We start from the raw sequence: 20509 nt of genomic DNA, 5'->3' as shown, positions 1-20509 counted from the left end.
TGAATGTCAAATTTTTGGCCATTCCATGCTAAATAAGAGAACACGGAGGTATGAATAACCTCCGCACAAGTCCCATTACTTCATTACTTCTTTTCCACCCATATACGGTCGTAATACTTCTGGGATAACAACAGATCCATCTGCTTGCTGGTAGTTTTCCAAAATAGCTGCTACTGTACGTCCGATTGCAAGTCCAGAACCATTTAACGTATGCACATATTCTGGTTTCCCGTTCGCCTCCCTGCGGAAACGTATACCAGCCCGACGTGCTTGGAAGTCTTCGAAGTTAGAGCAAGAAGAAATCTCACGGTATGTTTCCTGGCTTGGAATCCATACTTCAATATCGTACTTTTTAGCTGCGGTAAATCCTAGGTCAGCTGTACACATGCTCATTACACGATATGGTAAGTTTAATAGCTGCAATACTTTTTCTGCATTTCCTGTTAATGTTTCCAATGCTTCATAGGAATCTTCCGGCTTCACAAAATTAACAAGCTCAACTTTGTTAAATTGATGCTGACGAATTAATCCACGTGTGTCTCGCCCAGCAGATCCTGCTTCAGAACGGAAATTCGTGCTAAATGCAACATATTTTTTCGGTAGATTATCTGCTGATAAAATCTCATCACGATGGTAATTTGTTACGGGCACTTCTGCAGTAGGAATCATGAAATAATCCCAATCCTCCAGTTTAAATGCATCCTCTTCAAATTTTGGAAGCTGACCAGTCCCTGTCATGCTAGCGCGATTTACAATTTGTGGAGGTAGCATCTCTATATAACCATGCTCATCTGCATGGAGATCCATCATGAAGTTTAATAATGCACGTTCTAATCTCGCACCAAGGCCTTTATAGAAAACAAAACGGCTCCCTGTTACTTTAGCTGCGCGTTCAAAATCGATAATATCAAGATTCGTTGCAATGTCCCAATGAGCCTGCACTTCAAAGTCAAATGCCGGAACAGTACCCCAATCGCGAACTTCCACATTATCGTCTTCATCTTCTCCAACTGGAACAGATTCATGCGGGATATTCGGAATGGATAGCATAATATGCTGTAGCTCTTCCTCGATACCCTTCAAGTCTTTATCGAGTAAAGCAATTTGATCACCTAGCTCGCGCATTTCTTTAATCGCAGGATCTGCATCCTTCTTTTCTCTTTTCAAAGCAGATATTTCTTTCGTTGCTTCATTGCGCTTTGCCTTTAAAGCCTCTGTTTCTGCAATTAATCCGCGACGTTTTTCGTCTAAAGAACCGAACTTATCTAAATCAGATAAATCCTCTCCACGATGGGCAAGCCTTTTTTGTACCTCTTCAAAGTTATTTCTTAAATACTTCATGTCTAACATAATGATTCCTCCTTTAAGCATTATATAAATTGTTAAATCCTTTAAAAATCAAAAAACTCCCGTCCCTAAATATAGGGACGAGAGTAAGTTTCCCGCGTTGCCACCCTTGTTGAAGATACTATCTTCCGGCTCATCGTTCATAACGGCTCTTCACCGGGTTTACTTACTTTGGATTCTAAATCCTTTCCGTAAACCTGTTCAAGGATGGATTCACAGCAATCTAACACCGATTCTCACCAGCCATCGGCTCTCTTAAGAAAGACATGCTATTACTACTTCCTATCAATACATTTTAATTAATTGTCATTATAATTATTGCTATCATATGCAATTTTAATTCAAAATGCAAGTTTTTCTGGTAAAATTGATTTTGTTGTTAACTAAAAAAGTCCTTTAATCCAATCAACGGCAGCTGTAAATATATTTGCAAAGAAATCACCGATAGATCCGAGTGTAAGCATGAACCAGTTTGATTTTTCTACTGCTTCATCTGTTACAAGGTCAATTTGGCTAGTTGAATCATCAAAAATATAACCATAATCAACATCACCATCATAAACAAGCTCTGCTGTTCCGACTACTTCGCCTTTTTCAATTGGTGCTACTAATTCACCGTCTTCATTTAATTTATCCTCATCAATATGATATTCAATACTGTACAATTCTGCTTCATCTGCTTGAATTGGAATACGTACTGCTTCACTTAATGAAACGTTAACTTCATCTTGTTTTCCTTTTGCTACAGGAACTGTGCCTTGATCCTCAGACTGGTAACCAGCAGGAAAAAGCTCCTCAGATTGGAATTTCGAATAGCCATGATCCAGTAATTGAGCTGTTTCTACGAAGCGCTCTGTATCACTACTCGTTCTCATAACAACCGTAATTAATCGATTACCGTCTCGAATTGCAGTACCTGTGAAGCTGTGGCCTGCCAAATTTGTAAAGCCTGTTTTTAAGCCATCTACACCTTCATAGAAAAACTGTCCTAAATTTTCACCTTCATGTGGAAGCATATAATTCCAGTTGCGGATGGTTTGTCCATCAAATTCAGTCACTGGAATTTTAGCAACATCGAGTGCCCCTGGATAATCATTCACAAGGTGATAACCAAGCTGTGCAGCAGATCGTGCTGACAATAGGTTCGTCCCATTTGGGTCTGTTCCTTCTGGGTGATTACCATCTAGGTCTTCATTGTCCAATCCTGTTGAATTTACAAATTCAGCTTCAGATAGCCCTAACTCTTCCGCTTTTTGATTCATTAACTTAACAAATTCGCCCTCTGAACCAGAAATTAATTCCGCTAAAGCAATCGTTGTGGCATTATCTGAATTAATCGCCATTGCTTCATATAATTCTTCAACTGTATAATCCTGTTGTTGTTTCAATCCAACACCCGAAAACACCGTATTGGCAGAAATACTGTAAGCATAATCACTAATCTGCGTAGTTGTATCCCACGAGATTTGACCATTTTCGACAGCTTCCCATACGAGATATTCCGTCATCATTTTCGTCATACTTGCCGGTGGAAGCGCAACATCAGGGTTTTTTGCATATAAAACCTTTCCTGTTTCTGCATCGACTAGAATTGCCGATTCAGCACCTATATCCAATGACTCTGCAGCGTTTGCAGTAAGTGGCTCTGTTATAAACAATTGTATTAGTACAAGCATCGCAAGTACTAATGGAAAAATCTTCTTCATGCTGTGTTTCAACTTTCTGTACCTCCAACCTGCGGTATAACCTTTTTAATTTTGCCATTCTCTCTTTTGAATAAGCTATCTGTTATTTTACCACATAAAAATATAAAAAAATAGATGCTAGAGATACCAAGCATCTATTTTTTATTCATTACTATTATAAAAGGTAGTTCAAATTATAGAGCCTTAATTGACTGAATAATTTGGTGCTTCTTTTGTAATTTGTACATCATGCGGATGGCTCTCACGTAATCCAGCACCTGTTATACGTATAAACTGTGCATCATTGCGCAATGCATCAATTGTTCCTGTTCCACAATATCCCATACCAGATCGTAATCCGCCTATTAACTGGTGGAACGTATCTGCAAGTGCACCTTTATAAGCAACTCTTCCTTCAATACCTTCTGGAACAAGCTTTTTATTGTCTGAATCACTCTGGAAGTAACGATCCTTCGAGCCTGCTTTCATTGCGCCAACAGAACCCATTCCGCGGTATACTTTATATTTTCTGCCTTGATAGATTTCTGTTTCTCCAGGGCTTTCCGTTGTCCCTGCAAACATACTGCCAATCATGACTGCATGTGCTCCAGCAGCCAATGCTTTCACAATATCTCCAGAATATTTAATTCCACCATCGGCAATGACTGGAACACCGTATTCTGCGGCTGCTACAGCACAATCATGTACTGCTGTAATCTGTGGTACTCCGACACCAGCTACAACTCGAGTTGTACAAATTGATCCAGGTCCAATTCCCACTTTTACAACAGATGCACCTGCTTCAATCAACGCTTTTGTTCCTTCAGCAGTAGCAACGTTACCTGCAATAATGTCTAAATCAGGAAATGCCGCTCTTACTGCTTGTAATTGATTGAGCACGCCTTTTGAATGTCCATGAGCAGTATCAATCACAATCGCATCGACACCTGCTTCGACAAGCTTTTCAATTCGAAGCATCGCATCTCCCGTTACACCAACTGCAGCTGCTACAAGTAAGCGACCTTGCTCATCTTTAGCTGAATTCGGGAACTCAATAACCTTCTCAATATCTTTAATTGTGATTAAACCTTTTAAAATGTTGTTTTCATCCACAAGTGGGAGCTTTTCAATTTTATATTTTTGGAGAAGTTTTTCAGCTTCCTCTAATGTTGTCCCAACTGAAGCTGTAACAAGGTTTTCACTTGTCATCACTTCCGAAATAGCAATTGAATAATCCTGAATGAAGCGCAAATCACGATTTGTTAAAATGCCTACAAGCTTCTGTTCTTCAATATTGTTCACAATTGGTACACCAGAAATGCGGTATTTGCCCATTAAGTGCTCTGCATCATATACCTGATGGTCAGGTGTAAGGAAGAATGGGTTCGTAATAACACCACTTTCAGAACGTTTAACACGGTCTACCTGCTCAGCTTGTTCCTCCATCGACATATTTTTATGAATGACACCGAATCCTCCTTGGCGTGCCATTGCAATTGCCATTTCTGCTTCTGTAACAGTATCCATACCAGCACTAATAAATGGTGATTTTAACTTCAAATTGGATGTAAGCTGTGTACTAAGATCAACGGTATTAGGCAAAACCTCTGATTTTCCTGGTATTAATAATACATCATCAAATGTTAAACCTTCTTTTGCAAACTTATCTTCTCTCATTTTTAATTCCTCCTTATGAAGTTTATGTATGGTGTAACTATCTATCGTTCAAACTATATAGAGGATGTCCCAAAAGTCCGGTAAAAATGACACATCGAGAGTGATAGACCTTCGACGCCCAGGGCGTTCTAATGTCGGTGTTGCGACAAGGATTTTCGGCGGGGCGAGTAATCGCAGCCCCAGGACGTTGCAACTTTAGCCGACCTCGGTTCTTTTTATCCTTCTTCTGAGCACACATTTATATATACGAATATCTATTTTTATATACATTACTCTAATACGCTTGGTTTTTCAACAAAGTTCGATTAGAAACAAAAAATAAATAGATTCAAAATTTTATAATAGTTAAGAGGTCATAATTATGATAACAGTCGATGAATTTTATACGTATTTAAACGCACAACAACATGCCCAAAGCTTTTTATATCAATGCTATTTAGGAATGGAGGATGCAGAAGCAAAAAGCTATCAAAATTACAGCACTTTCATGTATTTGCTCGATCATAGCCAGCGTTTTTATGAAAATGGTAAAAAATCCGATGAACTTGTTCAGCCTGTTTTATATTTTTACGGTATGGTGCATTTATTAAAAGCATATCTTCTAACGAAACGTCCGGACTATCCAGAATCAACCTCGCTGCTCGCTCATGGCGTAACTGCAAGGAAACGAAAGAAAAAGTTCTATACATTTACAGATGATGAAGTAAAAGTACAACAGCATGGCATGTTCCCTTATTTCTCGGAGCATTTGTACGCCACTAAAAGAATCCCTTTTGAAAAAATTCGCATGGAAACGCTTTTTAGCTTACTACCCGAAATGAGTAATTTTTTCGCTTTACAGAAGCAGGAGAAACTAACTGTCATTGGCTCAGCAAACTCGGTTCATCTACAATTCCCAACCAAATTATTTGATAACTATCATTTAACAGAAAAGGCATTTATAGCACGCATACAAAACTATCTTCCAGCTATTAAGGAGATTAAATCTGGAAAATTAATGCTTGATATAGAACTTGAAGATTACGTTGATTTTTCGAATGGTCCTTTTTTCAAGCATATGGATAATAATCAGCTTTATTTTCCAGCAAATCGGGATTCCTTTCTTCCTATTTCAGAAGTAATGATTCATTATTTGTTGCTTTTTAATCTTAGTATGCTCTGTCGCTACGAGTCAGAATGGTGGGGTGACTTATTTGTATCCAAGGCGGATATGGATTACCCTTTAATCCACCATTTTCTACAAGTTACTGCACAAAAAATCCCAAGGCAAATTGGTAGTGAGATGCTAGCAATGAAAACGACGTTTGACAGCCTAACATAGCCTACATATACGAATAGGGAGCTATAGCTAGCTCCCTATTATTTCTTCAATATAAAGTTCGGGCATTTGATCCAATGAGATAATCGCTTCATCTGGTTCGATACGAATCATTGGCTTTGTCGGTTTTGTCGTTTCTATAAAAACAATTTCCCCATGTTTTCCATTCGAGAGGATTATCTTCTTTCCAATCAAAAAATGAACGAAATTGTCGATGAATACGTTTACTACCTGCGCATCGAATTTCATATATCTATCCTTTTCGATTGTTTTTATTGCATGAAATAAACTTTGTGGCTTTGCATAGATACGATTACTTATTATCGCGAAATATGTATCACTTACTGCGATAATTTTAGCAAATACATGGATTTTTTCATTCGTAATACCAAGCGGATAACCACTTCCATCTAGACGTTCATGATGCTGGAGTACACCTAATTTTACCGCCGCTGTGATTATTGGTAAATGCTCAATCATTCGATACGAATACGTAGGGTGATTTTTAATAGCTTTCCATTCATCTTCTGTTAACGTTCCCTTTTTGTTCAGGATAGAATCATCCACTTTTACCAATCCACAATTACTAAGTAATCCTGCTATTCCACTTTGAAGCCATTCACCTTTCGAAAGCCCCATTTTCCTACCGATAAATGCTGAAAGAAGGGAAACTGCAACACTATGGAAATACATATAATCCTCCTGGGTACTATATGTATGAAGCCTATATATTTTTTCGGCCTCTATTGTTTCTGTACATTCCAATAGTGGTATGATCAATTTACGAACAACTGAGATATCAATTGGCATCCCATTTTGCCATTTTTGAAACTGTTGTTTATATGCAGCCACCACATTTAGATAACTCTCAGCAAATGGAAGACTTTTTTCGTTATCAATTGAATTTTGCTTCTTCATATGCTGTTTTTCCTTTGGCTGAACAGGTTTTCCTAAAAATGAATCACCGTTAGACAAGGTAGATGATACATCTACCGACTCAACAAGGAATTTTTCAAGAATTGTAATATGTTCTTCTTTTAATATGGTGTTTTTTAGGATGATTGGACGATTTGTCTTGCCTCTTACTTCCTTAAGTAATACACATCCTGGAATTAGACTTGAAGGTTTTACTCGCATATCGGTTTCCCCCATTTTCTCAGATAGAAGGTAATACTTCATTCCATTAAGATTCTCTTCCTTCGCATAGACTGTTAGCAGCACAAGGTTAAAAGAATCAGTTTTTTTATTTCCCCAGCATAGAGGGGATTCCAGTTCGTATCATATGTATAAAGAAGATGACTCAGGATGTACACTACTTTCTGAGTCATCTATAGATAGATTCCAATTATTCTTCGTTCGTATCTGTCTCTGTGCTTTCTTTTTCTGAAGTTGTATCTTGTACAACTTCTTCTTCTGCTGTTTCCTCTTCTTCCCTATCTACCTTAGCAACCGTTGCTACTTCTTCTCCATCCTGTAATCGAATTAAATGGACACCTTTTGTACTTCGTCCAGTTGTTGAAATCTCTGCTACTGGAATTCGAATTAATACGCCTGCTATGGTAATCAACATGAGATCCTCTTCACCTGTCACATCTTTTACAGCTACAACATGACCAGTCTTCTCATCGAGTTTACATGTGAAAACACCTTTACCCCCGCGGTTAATTTGACGATATTCCGCTTCTGGTGTTTGTTTACCAAAACCTTTACTTGTGACATGGAGAATTTTTGAATCAGGCTCAATAATCTCCATGGATACGACTTCATCATCTTCTCGTAACGAAATACCTTTAACACCTGCTGCAGTTCGTCCCATTTCTCGAATTTGTGTCTCTTCGAATCGGATCAGATAACCATTTTTCGTTGCAATCATCATATCCTTATTGCCATCGGTTAATCGAACGGAGATTAGCTCGTCTTCTTCACGAAGTCCAACTGCAATTAAGCCACCTTTACGGATATTTGCAAATTTGGCCAGGGAAGTACGTTTAGCAATTCCATGTTTCGTTGTAAAGAATAGGAACGCATCCTCTTCATAGCTATTTACAGAGATAACTGCATTGACCCATTCCCCTTTTTCAACCTGAAGCAGATTGATGATTGGAATTCCTTTTGCTGTCCGATTGAACTCTGGAATCTCATACCCTTTTGCACGATATACCTTTCCTTTATTGGTAAAGAAAAGCACCGTATCATGTGTGGATGTCGATACAAGATGTTCTACAAAATCATCCTCATTCGTTCCCATTCCTTGAATTCCTCGACCACCGCGTCTTTGTGTTCGGTAGGTAGATGCAGGTAAACGCTTGATATACCCTTGATGTGTAAGGGTTATAACAATGTTTTCTACTGGAATTAAGTCTTCGTCCTCGAAGAATCCAGCTCCACCAGCTACAATATCCGTACGACGATCATCATTAAAACGTTCCTTAATTTCAGTAAGCTCTTCGCGAATAATTTCAAGTACTTTTTCTTCATCCGCTAAAATTGCTTTTAACTCATTAATCAGTTTTTGCAATTCACTGTATTCTTCTTCAATCTTCTCACGCTCTAAACCTGTTAAACGCTGCAGGCGCATATCAAGAATAGCTTGAGCTTGCTTTTCTGAAAGCTTGAAACGTTCCATTAAACCAACTCTTGCAATGTCTGCAGTTTTAGAGTTACGGATTAAGGAAATTACTTCGTCTAAATGGTCTAATGCGATGCGTAAACCTTCTAAAATATGTGCACGCGCTTCTGCTTTTCTTAATTCAAAAGCAGTACGACGTGTAATAATTACTTTTTGATGCTCTAAATAATGCTCTAGGCACTGTTTAATAGTTAATACTTTCGGCTGGCCATCTACTAATGCAAGCATATTAATTCCAAATGTTGTCTGTAGTGACGTATGTTTATACAAATTATTTAAAACAACATTGCCATTCGCATCACGGCGAAGCTCCATCACAATGCGCATACCATTTCGGTCAGACTCGTCACGTAAATCTGTAATTCCTTCAATCCGCTTATCCCGAACGAGTTCTGCAATTTTCTCAATCAGTCTTGCTTTATTAACCTGATAAGGTAATTCTGTTACAATAATTGTTTCTTTTCCATTTGAACTTTCTTCGATATTCACTTTCGCACGAATTGTAACCGAACCTTTTCCAGTTTCATATGCTTTTCGGATTCCGCTGCGACCTAATATTTGGCCGGCAGTAGGAAAGTCTGGACCATGGATATAGTCTTCCATCAATTCATCTACCGTGATATCCGGATCTTTACTCACTGCAAGTACAGCATCAATTGTTTCTCCCAAGTTATGTGGCGGAATATTGGTTGCCATTCCAACCGCAATCCCTGATGTACCATTGACGAGTAGATTAGGGAAACGTGCTGGGAATACAACAGGCTCCCGTTCAGATCCATCGTAGTTATCCTGATAATCAATTGTATCTTTATTGATATCACGCAATAACTCCATCGAGATTTTTGACATTCTCGCTTCAGTATAACGCATTGCAGCTGCTGAGTCTCCATCAACCGATCCAAAGTTTCCATGACCATCTACAAGCATATAACGATAGCTGAAATCTTGTGCCATCCGAACCATTGTCTCATAAACTGCTGAGTCTCCGTGTGGATGATACTTACCGATAACTTCACCAACAATACGTGCTGATTTCTTATGCGCCTTATCAGAATGCATCCCTAAGTCATTCATCGCATACAAAATTCTCCGATGAACTGGTTTCATTCCATCACGTACATCTGGTAATGCACGCGACACGATAACACTCATTGCGTAGTCAAGAAAAGATGTACGCATTTCCTTACTAATATTAATCTCTTGAACATTTGGACGTTTTTCCTCTGCCATTCCTTCTTTACCTCCTATCACTATTTAACATCAATAGTGATTACCTTCGAAAAATAACTACTCTACTTTATTTATCCAGTCCCGTTGCTTGTCATTATCTGGGCAAGCCCGCTTCACTTTTCGCTGTCTAGCTATGGCTCCTGGAAACTACGGTCATAAGCAATTCACACTTCAAGCACTAAAACCATGTGCTTTTCGGGCCTTGCTAGCCTTTCATTTCTAAACAGTCGCTTTCGCTTTCCGTTTAGATATCCAGGTTTTTAACGTATTGGGCATTTTCTTCGATAAAGACCCTTCTTGGTTCAACTTTATCTCCCATAAGCATGTCGAAAACTTGGTCTGCGTCGATTGCATCGGATAATTCAACTTGAAGCAGTGTACGTTTTTCCGGATCCATTGTTGTATCCCATAGTTGCTCTGCATTCATCTCACCAAGACCTTTATACCGCTGAATACCTGGTTTTGGTGCCTTTGGTATTTCTTCTAAGATACGGTCTAATTCTTTATCATTGTAAGCATAGTATTGTGTTTTCCCTTGTTTCACTTGATATAATGGAGGCTGTGCAATATAAATATATCCATGTTCAATTAATGGACGCATATAACGATAGAAAAACGTTAATAATAATGTTCGTATATGTGCTCCGTCAACATCTGCATCTGTCATAATGACTACTTTATGGTACCTTGCTTTCGTAATATCGAAATCTTCGGAGATACCAGTACCAAGGGCAGTAATCATAGCACGTACTTCATTATTGGATAAAATACGGTCAAGTCGAGCTTTCTCGACATTCAAAATCTTACCACGCAATGGAAGTATAGCTTGAAAATGACGATCCCTACCGGATTTCGCTGAACCACCGGCAGAGTCTCCCTCAACAATATAAAGCTCACTAATTGATGCATCCCTAGACGAACAATCTGCTAGTTTTCCAGGTAAACTGGAAACGTCCAAAGCACCTTTTCTTCGTGTCAATTCACGCGCCTTTTTTGCTGCTAAACGTGCACGTGAAGCCATTAATCCTTTATCGACAATTATTTTGGCAATTGTCGGGTTTTCATATAAGAATTTTGAGAATGACTCACTGAATATAGAATCTGTAATAGCACGTACTTCACTATTTCCTAGCTTTGTCTTCGTCTGCCCTTCAAATTGAGGGTCTGGATGTTTTACAGAAACAATTGCTGTCATCCCTTCACGGACATCATCTCCAGAAAGGTTTGTGTCATTTTCTTTTATCAGGTTACTTTTTCTTGCGTAATCATTAATCACACGAGTCAAACCACTACGGAACCCAACTTCATGCGTCCCGCCTTCATACGTATGAATATTATTCGCAAAGGAATATAAATTGCTCGCAAACCCATCGTTGTACTGAATGGAAACCTCGATAGCAATTCCTTCTTCTTCTCCTTCAGCATAGAAAGGTTCGTGAAGTACCTCTTTATTTTTATTAATAAATTCAACGTAAGAGCTGATTCCGCCTTCGTAAAAGTACGATTTCGGCTCGCTATCTGTTCGCTTGTCTTCAACAGTTATCGTTAACCCTTTATTTAAAAATGCCAACTCGCGGAGACGTTGTTCTAATGTTTCCAGGTTATATTCAGTCGTTTCAGTAAAAATTTCCGGATCTGGTGTAAAATGCGTAATTGTACCAGTAATATCGGTTTCGCCAACTACTTCAATTTCCCCAATTGGGACACCTTTTTCAAAGCCTAAAAAGTGGATTTTATTATCGCGATGAACATGCACCTCTAAACCTTTAGATAGAGCGTTCACAACAGAAGCACCTACACCATGTAATCCACCGGAAACTTTATAGCCTCCGCCACCAAATTTACCACCGGCATGCAAAACGGTCATAATAACTTCTAATGCTGGTCTTCCTGTTTTTTTCTGGATATCAACTGGAATCCCGCGCCCGTTATCTTTTACTGTAATACTATTATCCTTTTCAACGATGACCTGAATATGATCACAATATCCAGCCAGTGCTTCATCAATACTATTATCAACAATCTCCCATACAAGATGGTGCAAACCTTTCTCACTCGTAGATCCGATGTACATTCCAGGTCGTTTGCGTACGGCCTCCAGACCTTCTAGTACCTGTATTTGGTCAGCATCATATGCTTGGTTATCTGTTATTTTGTCTTCCATTGACATTTTCTCACACTCATTTCTATTGAAGTACACGTAATACGGTAAAAAATCATCTATAATTAGCAGTGAATTTAGATACACTGTTGGTTGTTACTATTAGGAAACTGTACAATTTGAATGCTGCGGATAAATAAAGTACCGAAGCAGCGACTAGCGATACATGCTTCACAAGAGGCTTAATCACATGCATATTTATACTTATAGTGAAAATATGCATCTGCTCTATACATTGTAAAACAGGGGGTTCTTTTTTTGTGCCTATGGAACAATTTCATCCGAATAATCGTCTAATTTATTTATCGCCCGAATCATGCTCGATCTTTTCTTTAACGTAGAAACCGATAAAGAACTGTAATAAATTGTATTCTTCGTAATCATGACTGATTTAGCGTTCTTTTTCGGACCAATTATCTGTTTCTTCTGATGTGCTGTAGCCATCATCTCATCCATAATCGTAGATGATGACACCAAATTATAATCAATAATAGCAACAATATCTTCCGATTGAATTACATTGCTATCCCCAATATGAATAAACACGGTACCACACTCCACCTCTGATTTCAGATTAGTTATCCACACTTCCGTCTATTACACGAAACAGCTCTGCTTGTTTTAATGTATCATGATGAACTCCATCCACACTTGTTGTTGAAACGAAGGTTTGAACACGCCCTTGAATGGTATTTAATAAATGCGATTGTCTGTAATCATCTAATTCACTTAAAACATCATCCAAAAGCAGAATTGGATATTCTCCGATTTCACCGTAAATGAGTTCAATTTCAGCTAATTTAATGGATAGTGCAGTTGTCCGTTGCTGCCCTTGGGAACCATAAGTCTGAACATCCTTTCCATTTACATAAAAAATCAAATCATCTCGATGTGGTCCAATTAATGTTGTACCGCGTTCAACTTCTTTTTCTTGTACTTCTTTAAATTTATCTCGATAGATAGTACCTATTTTTTCCATGTTTGCATCTTCTGATACTTCTATTGTAGCACTGTAGCGAATTTCAAGGTTTTCCAGCTCTCGGCTTATTCCATGATGGATTGGCTTAGCCCACTTACGTAATAAATCCATGAAAACAAAACGTCGTTCTAATAATGTGGAGGCATGTTCAATCAGCTGCTCTGATAATACCTCTAACATTGTAAAATCAGTTGTACGTTTTTTCTGCATTTGTTTTAATAAATGATTGCGCTGTTTCAGTATTTTTTGATACTGTCCCAAATGATAAATATATCTCGGCTGTATTTGACCAAGCTCCATATCGATAAAACGTCTGCGTATTTGGGGCGGCCCCTTAACAAGCGTTAGATCCTCTGGGGCAAACATCACAACATTCATTGCCCCAATGTAATCACTTAAGCGTTTTTGCTCGAGCCGATTTAATTTAGCTTTTTTTCCTTTGGAAGAAATAATGATTTCAAGGGGAATGGAATGATTACGCTTTGTTATTCTACCTTCTATTTTAGCATATTCTTTGTCCCACCCGATAAGCTCTTTCTCACGTGGGGTTCGATGTGATTTAGTAAAGGCCATTACATAGATTGCTTCCATCAAGTTCGTTTTGCCTTGTGCATTTTCACCAATAATGACGTTCACTTTATCATCAAAAGAGATATCCAATTTTTCGTAATTACGGTAATTTGTTAATTGAAGCTGTTCAATGTGCATGCAAATTAATCCTCTTTTTCCTTCGTTTTATTGGTAAAAATTCACATTGCACGTGCATGAATGACCAATAAAATTAAATTCTAATCAACAGGGTAGCGTTGGATGCAATCAGCTTACGACAATATACGAGCCAACATCTTCTATTTCGACTACATCTTTTGGATAGAGCTTTCTCCCACGTCGATGTTCTATTTCTCCATTTACTAATACACCTACATCTGCTAGAAAGGCTTTCACCATTCCACCGGACTCCAAAATATTAGTCAGCTTAATAAATTGGCCCAAAGTGATGTATTCTGTATTTATTTTAATTTCTTCTTGCATGTTCATCACCAAATTCTTATGATTTTTTAAAACAAGCACATCTGTTTAGATGATGTGATAATGCGAAACTTCATTCCGCAGAGGTTTTCTTTTGCCCCCATGAAATGCATCATTCGGGAGACAGTCAGGCCTTTGAACAGAATCAGAAGTTACGGACTGTTAATCCTCATTTCACGGGTTTTGGTTCTTAGACTAAGAGGCGGGATATTACAGTTTTTTAATACGAGATAAAAATACGATGTTAGAAAAGAAACAAATTAAATTTCGATTCCACATCTGTAAACATCCTTTTATTTGTCTTATATACCTATTTTACTAAAGTTTTGGGTGAAAGGGAAGGTAAGACCTCTAATTGTCATAAAAACGCGCAAAAGGGCTTATATTTTGCTATGAACGAAAAAAAGCCCTTATTAGAGCTTTTTTCGCAGTCAGGCAATTAAAATTTGAGTGCTGTGTATAACTTAGTTGCCGAAACAGACACGTTCACAAAGTGCCAATGACCAGCGAGACTGCTACGATAAGACGTTGCGATGGTAGTCTGGAAGGGCACTTCGCTTTTGTGTTAAGTTTTTTAGAAGGTACGAACAGGTAAAATTAATTGTAATATTGAATCCTCGTTCAGTGGATGAATAACAAATGGCCGCATAGCACCTGTGAATTCGATGATCACCTCATCGTATTCAATTGCTTTTAATGCATCAATCATATATTTCGAGCTGAATGATATCTTCAACTCTTCCCCCTCCATTGCTTGGATGCCGATTTCCTCTACGACATTACCAACTTCTGGTGAGTTACTAGAAATTTCAATGACAGAATCATTTGGTGTAAAAAGCCTGACGACATTATTACGTTCTTCTTTTGCAAGAAGTGATGCACGATCAATTGTATTGAGTAATTCTTTTGTTTTTACTTGAATCTTCGTTTTACTTTGCTCTGGAATTAGTCGAGAGGTTTCTGGATAATTCCCATCAAGCAAACGAGATAAGAAATTTAAATGCTTTGTACGGAAAAGAATTTGATTGTTTGTAACACTTATTTCAACCGTTTCTTCCGTATCATCAAGTATTTTATATAATTCGTTTAAGCTTTTCCCTGGTACAACAACTTGCTGAAATGCAATGTTAGCATCTGCTACAGGGATTTCTCTTTTTGCCAAACGATGACTGTCTGTTGCTGTAAAAGATAGAACTTTGTCAACTAATTTCAAATTAACGCCTGTCAAAATTGGTCGAGTTTCCATTGTGGATACTGCGAATACAGTTTGTTTAATCATACTTTTCAACAGATCAATTGGCATTTCAAAGCTATCATCCGTTTGTAGCTTAGGTAATAGTGGATATTCCTCTGCATCTTGACCATTTAGATTAAATTCAGCTTTTCCAGACCGAATGGTAACTTTCAGATTGGAATCAACTTCAATTTCAACTGTATTCTCTGGTAGTTTGCGAATAATATCTGGGAAATATTTTGCTTGTAAAACAATAGATCCTTCCTCAATTTGCTCTACATATACCATATCATCTTCTTCTGCTGGTATGTAAGATTCAATGGAAATATCGGAATCACTTCCTGTTAGTGTAATTCCGTGTTGTTTTGCTTCAATTTTCATTCCAGTAAGAATTGGAATAACGGTCCTCGATGAGATTGCTTTCATGACATCCTGTATACCTGCAATTAATCGATCACGTTTGATAATAAATTTCATGAAAATATCCTCCTAATTTGGAAGTTCTTTTATAGATTGTTCAAAAGTTAGGTAAAAATGTCGGATTTACTTTCTAACTCTTCTTATTCCTTTTTGAACATGTATTTATATATATATTTATTTTTATAAAAAACAGTAATAATAGTAATAGGCGCTGTGATTATGTGGATAAGTGCATTTCCATCAAAACCAGTAAAGTTTTCCACATGTGTATAACCTGTTTATATGCTTGCACACTTATAAACATTATTCACATGTGGACAGCTAAGTCGAAAAACAAAAAAAGAGACTTATATCGTTTTTAATGTTTCTTTTATATCTTCAATATCACGATTTAGATCGGAATCTTCTTCGAGTAATTTCGAAATTTTTTCGTGTGCGTGAATGACCGTCGTATGGTCTCGTCCACCAAATTCCTCTCCTATCTTTGGTAAAGAGAAATCGGTAAGCTCTCTGGAAAGATACATTGCAATTTGTCTAGGAAAGGCAATCGATTTTGTACGTTTCTTTGCTGCAAAATCTTCAATACGAATATTGTATCTTTCCGCTATAATTTCCTGTATTCCTTCAATGGTTATTACTTTAGGCTTACTGCTTGGAATAATATCCTTTAATGCATCTGCTGCAAGCGAGGCATCAATATCTTGATTAACGAGTGAGGAGTAGGCAACAACGCGGATAAGCGCTCCTTCTAATTCGCGGATATTCGTATTGATTTGATTTGCAATATAAAGCATGACCTCATTTGGTATATCAAGTCCCTCAGCCTTTGCTTTTTTTGTTAAAATTGCAATTCTCGTTTCCAAATCTGGTGGTGTAATATCGGTAATTAGTCCCCATTCAAAGCGTGATCGTAAGCGATCTTCCAATGTTGGAATTTCTTTCGGTGGACGATCACTCGAGATAATAATTTGTTTACTTTCTTCATGTAAAGCATTAAATGTATGGAAAAATTCTTCCTGTGTCGATTCTTTTCCAGCAATAAATTGAATATCATCAATTAATAGAACATCGATATTTCGATATTTATTACGGAAGCTATTGGATTTGTTGTCCATAATGGCATTGATGAATTCATTCGTAAATTTCTCAGATGTTAAATAAACAACCTTTGCTTTTGGATTATGCTCACGAACATAGTGTCCAATTGCATGCATAAGATGTGTCTTACCAAGACCAACACCACCATAAATAAAGAGTGGGTTATAAGCTTTGGCTGGCGCTTCTGCTACAGCTAAAGAAGCAGCATGAGCAAATCGATTTCCCGCACCGATTACGAATGTATCAAATGTATATTTGGAATTTAACATAGATTTAGGCATATCATTTGTAATGGATTCGGCTTTTTGGTTTGTCACTTGTTTTGTATCTTCTACTTCCATATTTGAAGTAGGAATAATAAACTTTGTATTTAATTTTGTACCAGTGACTTCACCAAGAATATCGGATATGAGTTCTGTATACTGTGTTTCAAGCCAATCTCTAGCAAATTCATTTGGTGCAGATATAATCAATGTATTTTTTTCAATAGCTTCAGCCTTTGTATTTTTTAACCACGTATCAAAGCTGGGTTTGCTAATTTTTTCTTCAATTTTCTCTAACGTAGCAACCCACAATTCTTCGATGTTTTCCAAAATCAATCTCACTCCTTTCAAATTGGTTTACACATGTTATTTTAGGAAACAAAATTCAAATCTTGTAAGTAGCTTAGTTCCCTAAACAGCCACCTCCAGCTCCAGCATCCAGCGACTAGCGAGACTTCCATCACCTCATGACACGCTAAAGAAGACTTGCCGACTGTTAATACATGAGAATTAGTCGCACTTATACCCTTGTGGTGAAAGTTAACATTGTCTCTGTACGAATGTTCGACAGGTCGAACCACCCAAAAGTTGGGGTGCAGTCCGTACGCCGCTAACCACGTGCTTACGCTTTTGCAAATGACAGAAAAAGCCTCTCTCAATCTTGAATAAGATGGAAAGGCATATCATATATATGTTTAAAACATATCTTGACATATACGAATAGAAAATATTTAGTTATATGAAATCTATTTTGGCAGACAGGAAAATAAAAAGTTTCCTTTTTTGCATAACTACGATAGAGAGACTTGTGGATAGTAAACCATATGAATAATAAAGAAGAAAGTTGCTTATAAACGTTATCCACATGTATGTGGAAAAGGTTATTCGATGCCCTGTGAACAACTATCCACATATTATCCACAGATTGTGAATAAGTTTTATTGCTGTTTTTGATTTCCACAGGTTAAAACATAAATATAATATCAAATAAAAGTGAATAAAGCAATGGTTTTTGGATAGTTATCCACATATTCAAGACCTTGTGCATAATAACTATCCACACTACTATATTTTGTGCTTAACTTGTAAATAGGTGTTGTGGATAGAAAAAAAACCTAAAATAATTATAAACGGGCTCTGTGGATAAAGATTTTTTAAATCTAAGTTGACAGATGATGGTTGTTTTTCGTATAATGTCAAGGACTGTCTATTGATAAGTTATTATTTTTAATTTAGATATTTAAAAGGGATCCCTTGGGGAGGTGCAGAATAAATGAAAAGAACGTTTCAACCAAATAACCGTAAACGCAAAAAAGTACATGGCTTTCGTGCGCGTATGAGTACTAAAAATGGACGTAATGTTTTAGCTCGTCGTCGCCGTAAAGGAAGAAAAGTATTATCTGCATAGGCCACTGAAAAGTCAGTGGTCTTTTTCTGCTTTAAAGGATGTTCAAAAGTCCGATAAAAATGACGCATCGAACTTCTTGGTCCTTTTTATCCTCCTTTTTGAACGTAAACTGAAGCGGAAGAATGATCGGAAAAGCAGTGATTCAAGCTGCTTTTTTTATACATAATTTATTGCGGGCGATGGTGTTTGAGTATAAATAAAGGTGATAAAGATGAAGAAAGCGTTTCGTATAAAAAAAAATGAAGAATTTCAGTACCTCTTTAAACATGGGAAATCCTTTGCTAACCGACAGCTTGTTATCTATTATGTAAAGAAGATAGATCAGGAGCATTTTCGTATTGGTCTTTCTGTTGGTAAAAAAATCGGGAACGCGGTTACGCGAAATAGAATTAAACGCTTCTTAAGACAAGCCTTCCAGGATCTAGAGGGTAATATCGAAAACTCCTATGATATCGTTATTATTGCTAGAAATCCAACCAAGGATATGGGCCTTGAGGAAGTAAAAAAAAGCCTGACACATTTACTGTATAAGGAGAGGCTTTTAAATAAATAGGAAAAATCTATTTAAAGATAGAATCTTACGTGTAATTAGGATAAAATAACAGGTAGAGCGTGATGAGGGTCATATGAAGGAGGAAATAAATTGCGTAAAAAGATTTTTTTGCTGATAACCTTTGTAGGTTTAATGGCAATCCTTTCTGGTTGTACGGAGATTAATGAACCGGTTACGGCCGAAAGTGAAGGAATTTGGAATACGATTTTTGTTTATCCATTATCATGGGTAATTATTAAAATAGCTGAGATTTTTAATGAAGGTTACGGATTATCGATTGTTATTGTAACAATTTTAATTCGTTTATTGATTTTACCACTAAGTATTAAACAATTAAAAAGCTCTAAAGCAATGCAAGAAATTCAGCCAAAGCTTCAAGAGCTCCAAAAGAAATATAGTTCGAAAGATGCGACTACACAGCAAAAGCTGCAGCAAGAGACGATGCAGTTATTCCAGAAAAACGGTGTAAATCCACTTGCTGGTTGTTTGCCGATTTTTGTACAAATGCCTATCCTGATTGCGATGTATCATGCGATTATGCGTACCGCCGAAATTAGTACCCATAACTTCCTATGGTTTGAACTTGGTTCACCAGATTATATTTTGCCGATTTTAACGGGGGCATTTACGTTCTTGCAACAAAAACTAATGATGTCAACAAATTCTGCATCCAAGCAAAATCCGCAAATGGCAATGCAAATGCAGGTTATGCTTTACGTAATGCCAATTATGATTGGTGTTATGGCATTCTTCTTCCCGGCAGCGTTAGCATTATACTGGGTAACAGGTAACATCTTTATGGTTGTTCAAACACTTCTCATTAACAAACCGATGATGACGAATAAGTAATGGAGGAGAAAATAGTGAGAGAAATAACTGCTAGTGGACAAACAGTCGAAGAAGCGGTCCAATCGGCATTAGAGCAGTTAAACACCACGAAGGACCAAGTAGAGATTGATATAATCGATGAAGGAAAAAAGGGTGTACTCGGCATTTTTGGATCGAAACGTGCCGTTGTCAAAGTAACAATTGCTAAAAACCCAATAAAAGAAACTGAGAAATTAATTAAAGAAATAGCAGGCAATATGAATCTTTCGGTTGAAGTGAAGACTACTGTTGAGAGCAACCAGGTGACCTATGAATTGGATGGTGCAAACATTGCAATTTTAATTGGGAAACGTGGACAAACCTTAAACGCATTGCAATACTTATTGCATCTCGCAATTAATAAGGATAAAAAAGCTTACTACACCGTTGTATTAGACGCAGAAGGATATCGCGGCAGAAGAAAAGAAACGCTCGAGTCCTTGGCACATAAAATGGCGGATAAAGCAAAGCGTCTCAATAAAAAAGTAGCACTTGAGCCAATGCCGGCTTTTGAGCGAAAAATCATTCATAGTGCATTACAAGGTATTAATGACGTTTCGACTTATTCAGATGGAGTAGAACCACATCGGCATATCGTCATTAAACCATAA

Annotated in this window: 16 protein-coding genes and 1 other annotated feature; of the genes, 5 read left to right on the top strand and 11 right to left on the bottom strand. The window is 37.4% G+C overall.

Going from position 1 to position 20509, the window contains the following annotated elements; translation table 11 throughout:
• Positions 1–75: 75 nt before the first annotated feature.
• The 3 genes from serS to guaB all read right to left on the bottom strand — a co-directional run bounded on the left by serS (position 76) and on the right by guaB (position 4709).
• Positions 76–1350, bottom strand: a complete 1275-nt coding sequence (gene serS, locus MHH64_RS02585; protein WP_095313972.1) for a serine--tRNA ligase — start codon at positions 1348–1350, stop codon at positions 76–78.
• Positions 1351–1420: 70 nt separating this feature from the next.
• Positions 1421–1645 (bottom strand) — a binding site (T-box leader).
• 85 nt (positions 1646–1730) lie between these two features.
• Positions 1731–3065, bottom strand: coding sequence for a serine hydrolase (locus tag MHH64_RS02580; RefSeq protein ID WP_118889305.1), 1335 nt, complete (start codon positions 3063–3065; stop codon positions 1731–1733).
• A 171-nt stretch (positions 3066–3236) separates the two neighbouring features.
• The gene (gene guaB, locus MHH64_RS02575; protein ID WP_340002649.1) at positions 3237–4709 is read right to left on the bottom strand and encodes an IMP dehydrogenase; all 1473 of its coding nucleotides are present in this window, start codon (positions 4707–4709) and stop codon (positions 3237–3239) included.
• Between the two features lie 361 nt (positions 4710–5070).
• On the opposite strand from guaB, the gene MHH64_RS02570 reads away from it, so the two are divergent.
• Entirely contained in the window at positions 5071–6030 is a 960-nt protein-coding gene (locus tag MHH64_RS02570; protein ID WP_095313977.1) for a YaaC family protein, read from the top strand.
• Between the two features lie 27 nt (positions 6031–6057).
• On the opposite strand, the gene MHH64_RS02565 is transcribed toward MHH64_RS02570, so the two are convergent.
• The 8 genes from MHH64_RS02565 to dnaA all read right to left on the bottom strand — a co-directional run bounded on the left by MHH64_RS02565 (position 6058) and on the right by dnaA (position 17400).
• On the bottom strand, positions 6058–7164 hold the full coding sequence (locus tag MHH64_RS02565) for an HD-GYP domain-containing protein (RefSeq protein WP_340002648.1): 1107 nt from the start codon (positions 7162–7164) through the stop codon (positions 6058–6060).
• A 208-nt stretch (positions 7165–7372) separates the two neighbouring features.
• Entirely contained in the window at positions 7373–9886 is a 2514-nt protein-coding gene (gene gyrA / locus MHH64_RS02560; protein ID WP_340002647.1) for a DNA gyrase subunit A, read from the bottom strand.
• 244 nt (positions 9887–10130) lie between these two features.
• Positions 10131–12056 (bottom strand): DNA topoisomerase (ATP-hydrolyzing) subunit B, encoded by a 1926-nt coding sequence (gyrB, locus tag MHH64_RS02555; RefSeq protein ID WP_095313981.1) that lies wholly within the window; start codon positions 12054–12056, stop codon positions 10131–10133.
• A gap of 255 nt (positions 12057–12311) precedes the next feature.
• Positions 12312–12593: an extracellular matrix/biofilm biosynthesis regulator RemA family protein gene (locus MHH64_RS02550; protein ID WP_095313983.1), complete on the bottom strand. Its 282-nt coding sequence runs from the start codon at positions 12591–12593 to the stop codon at positions 12312–12314.
• 28 nt (positions 12594–12621) lie between these two features.
• Positions 12622–13734, bottom strand: coding sequence for a DNA replication/repair protein RecF (gene recF, locus MHH64_RS02545; protein WP_340002646.1), 1113 nt, complete (start codon positions 13732–13734; stop codon positions 12622–12624).
• Positions 13735–13842: 108 nt separating this feature from the next.
• Positions 13843–14058, bottom strand: coding sequence for a S4 domain-containing protein YaaA (gene yaaA / locus MHH64_RS02540; protein WP_095313987.1), 216 nt, complete (start codon positions 14056–14058; stop codon positions 13843–13845).
• 571 nt (positions 14059–14629) lie between these two features.
• Entirely contained in the window at positions 14630–15766 is a 1137-nt protein-coding gene (gene dnaN / locus MHH64_RS02535; protein ID WP_251659713.1) for a DNA polymerase III subunit beta, read from the bottom strand.
• 290 nt (positions 15767–16056) lie between these two features.
• The gene (gene dnaA / locus MHH64_RS02530; RefSeq protein ID WP_095313991.1) at positions 16057–17400 is read right to left on the bottom strand and encodes a chromosomal replication initiator protein DnaA; all 1344 of its coding nucleotides are present in this window, start codon (positions 17398–17400) and stop codon (positions 16057–16059) included.
• Positions 17401–18343: 943 nt separating this feature from the next.
• Here dnaA and rpmH point away from each other — a divergent pair.
• The 4 genes from rpmH to jag all read left to right on the top strand — a co-directional run bounded on the left by rpmH (position 18344) and on the right by jag (position 20509).
• Positions 18344–18478 carry a 50S ribosomal protein L34 gene (gene rpmH / locus MHH64_RS02525; RefSeq protein ID WP_011067894.1) on the top strand — a complete coding sequence of 45 codons (135 nt, stop codon included), beginning with the start codon at positions 18344–18346 and terminating at the stop codon, positions 18476–18478.
• 211 nt (positions 18479–18689) lie between these two features.
• A complete protein-coding gene (gene rnpA, locus MHH64_RS02520; RefSeq protein ID WP_251659714.1) occupies positions 18690–19031 on the top strand; it encodes a ribonuclease P protein component in 342 nt (113 codons plus the stop codon).
• A 90-nt stretch (positions 19032–19121) separates the two neighbouring features.
• A complete protein-coding gene (gene spoIIIJ / locus MHH64_RS02515) occupies positions 19122–19880 on the top strand; it encodes a YidC family membrane integrase SpoIIIJ (RefSeq protein ID WP_095313993.1) in 759 nt (252 codons plus the stop codon).
• A 14-nt stretch (positions 19881–19894) separates the two neighbouring features.
• Positions 19895–20509, top strand: coding sequence for an RNA-binding cell elongation regulator Jag/EloR (gene jag / locus MHH64_RS02510; protein WP_095313995.1), 615 nt, complete (start codon positions 19895–19897; stop codon positions 20507–20509).

This window comes from Oceanobacillus sp. FSL K6-0127, assembly GCF_037983385.1.
Classification (GTDB): Bacteria; Bacillota; Bacilli; order Bacillales; family Amphibacillaceae; genus Oceanobacillus; species Oceanobacillus profundus.
This window is presented reverse-complemented; position numbering and strand designations above follow the sequence as displayed.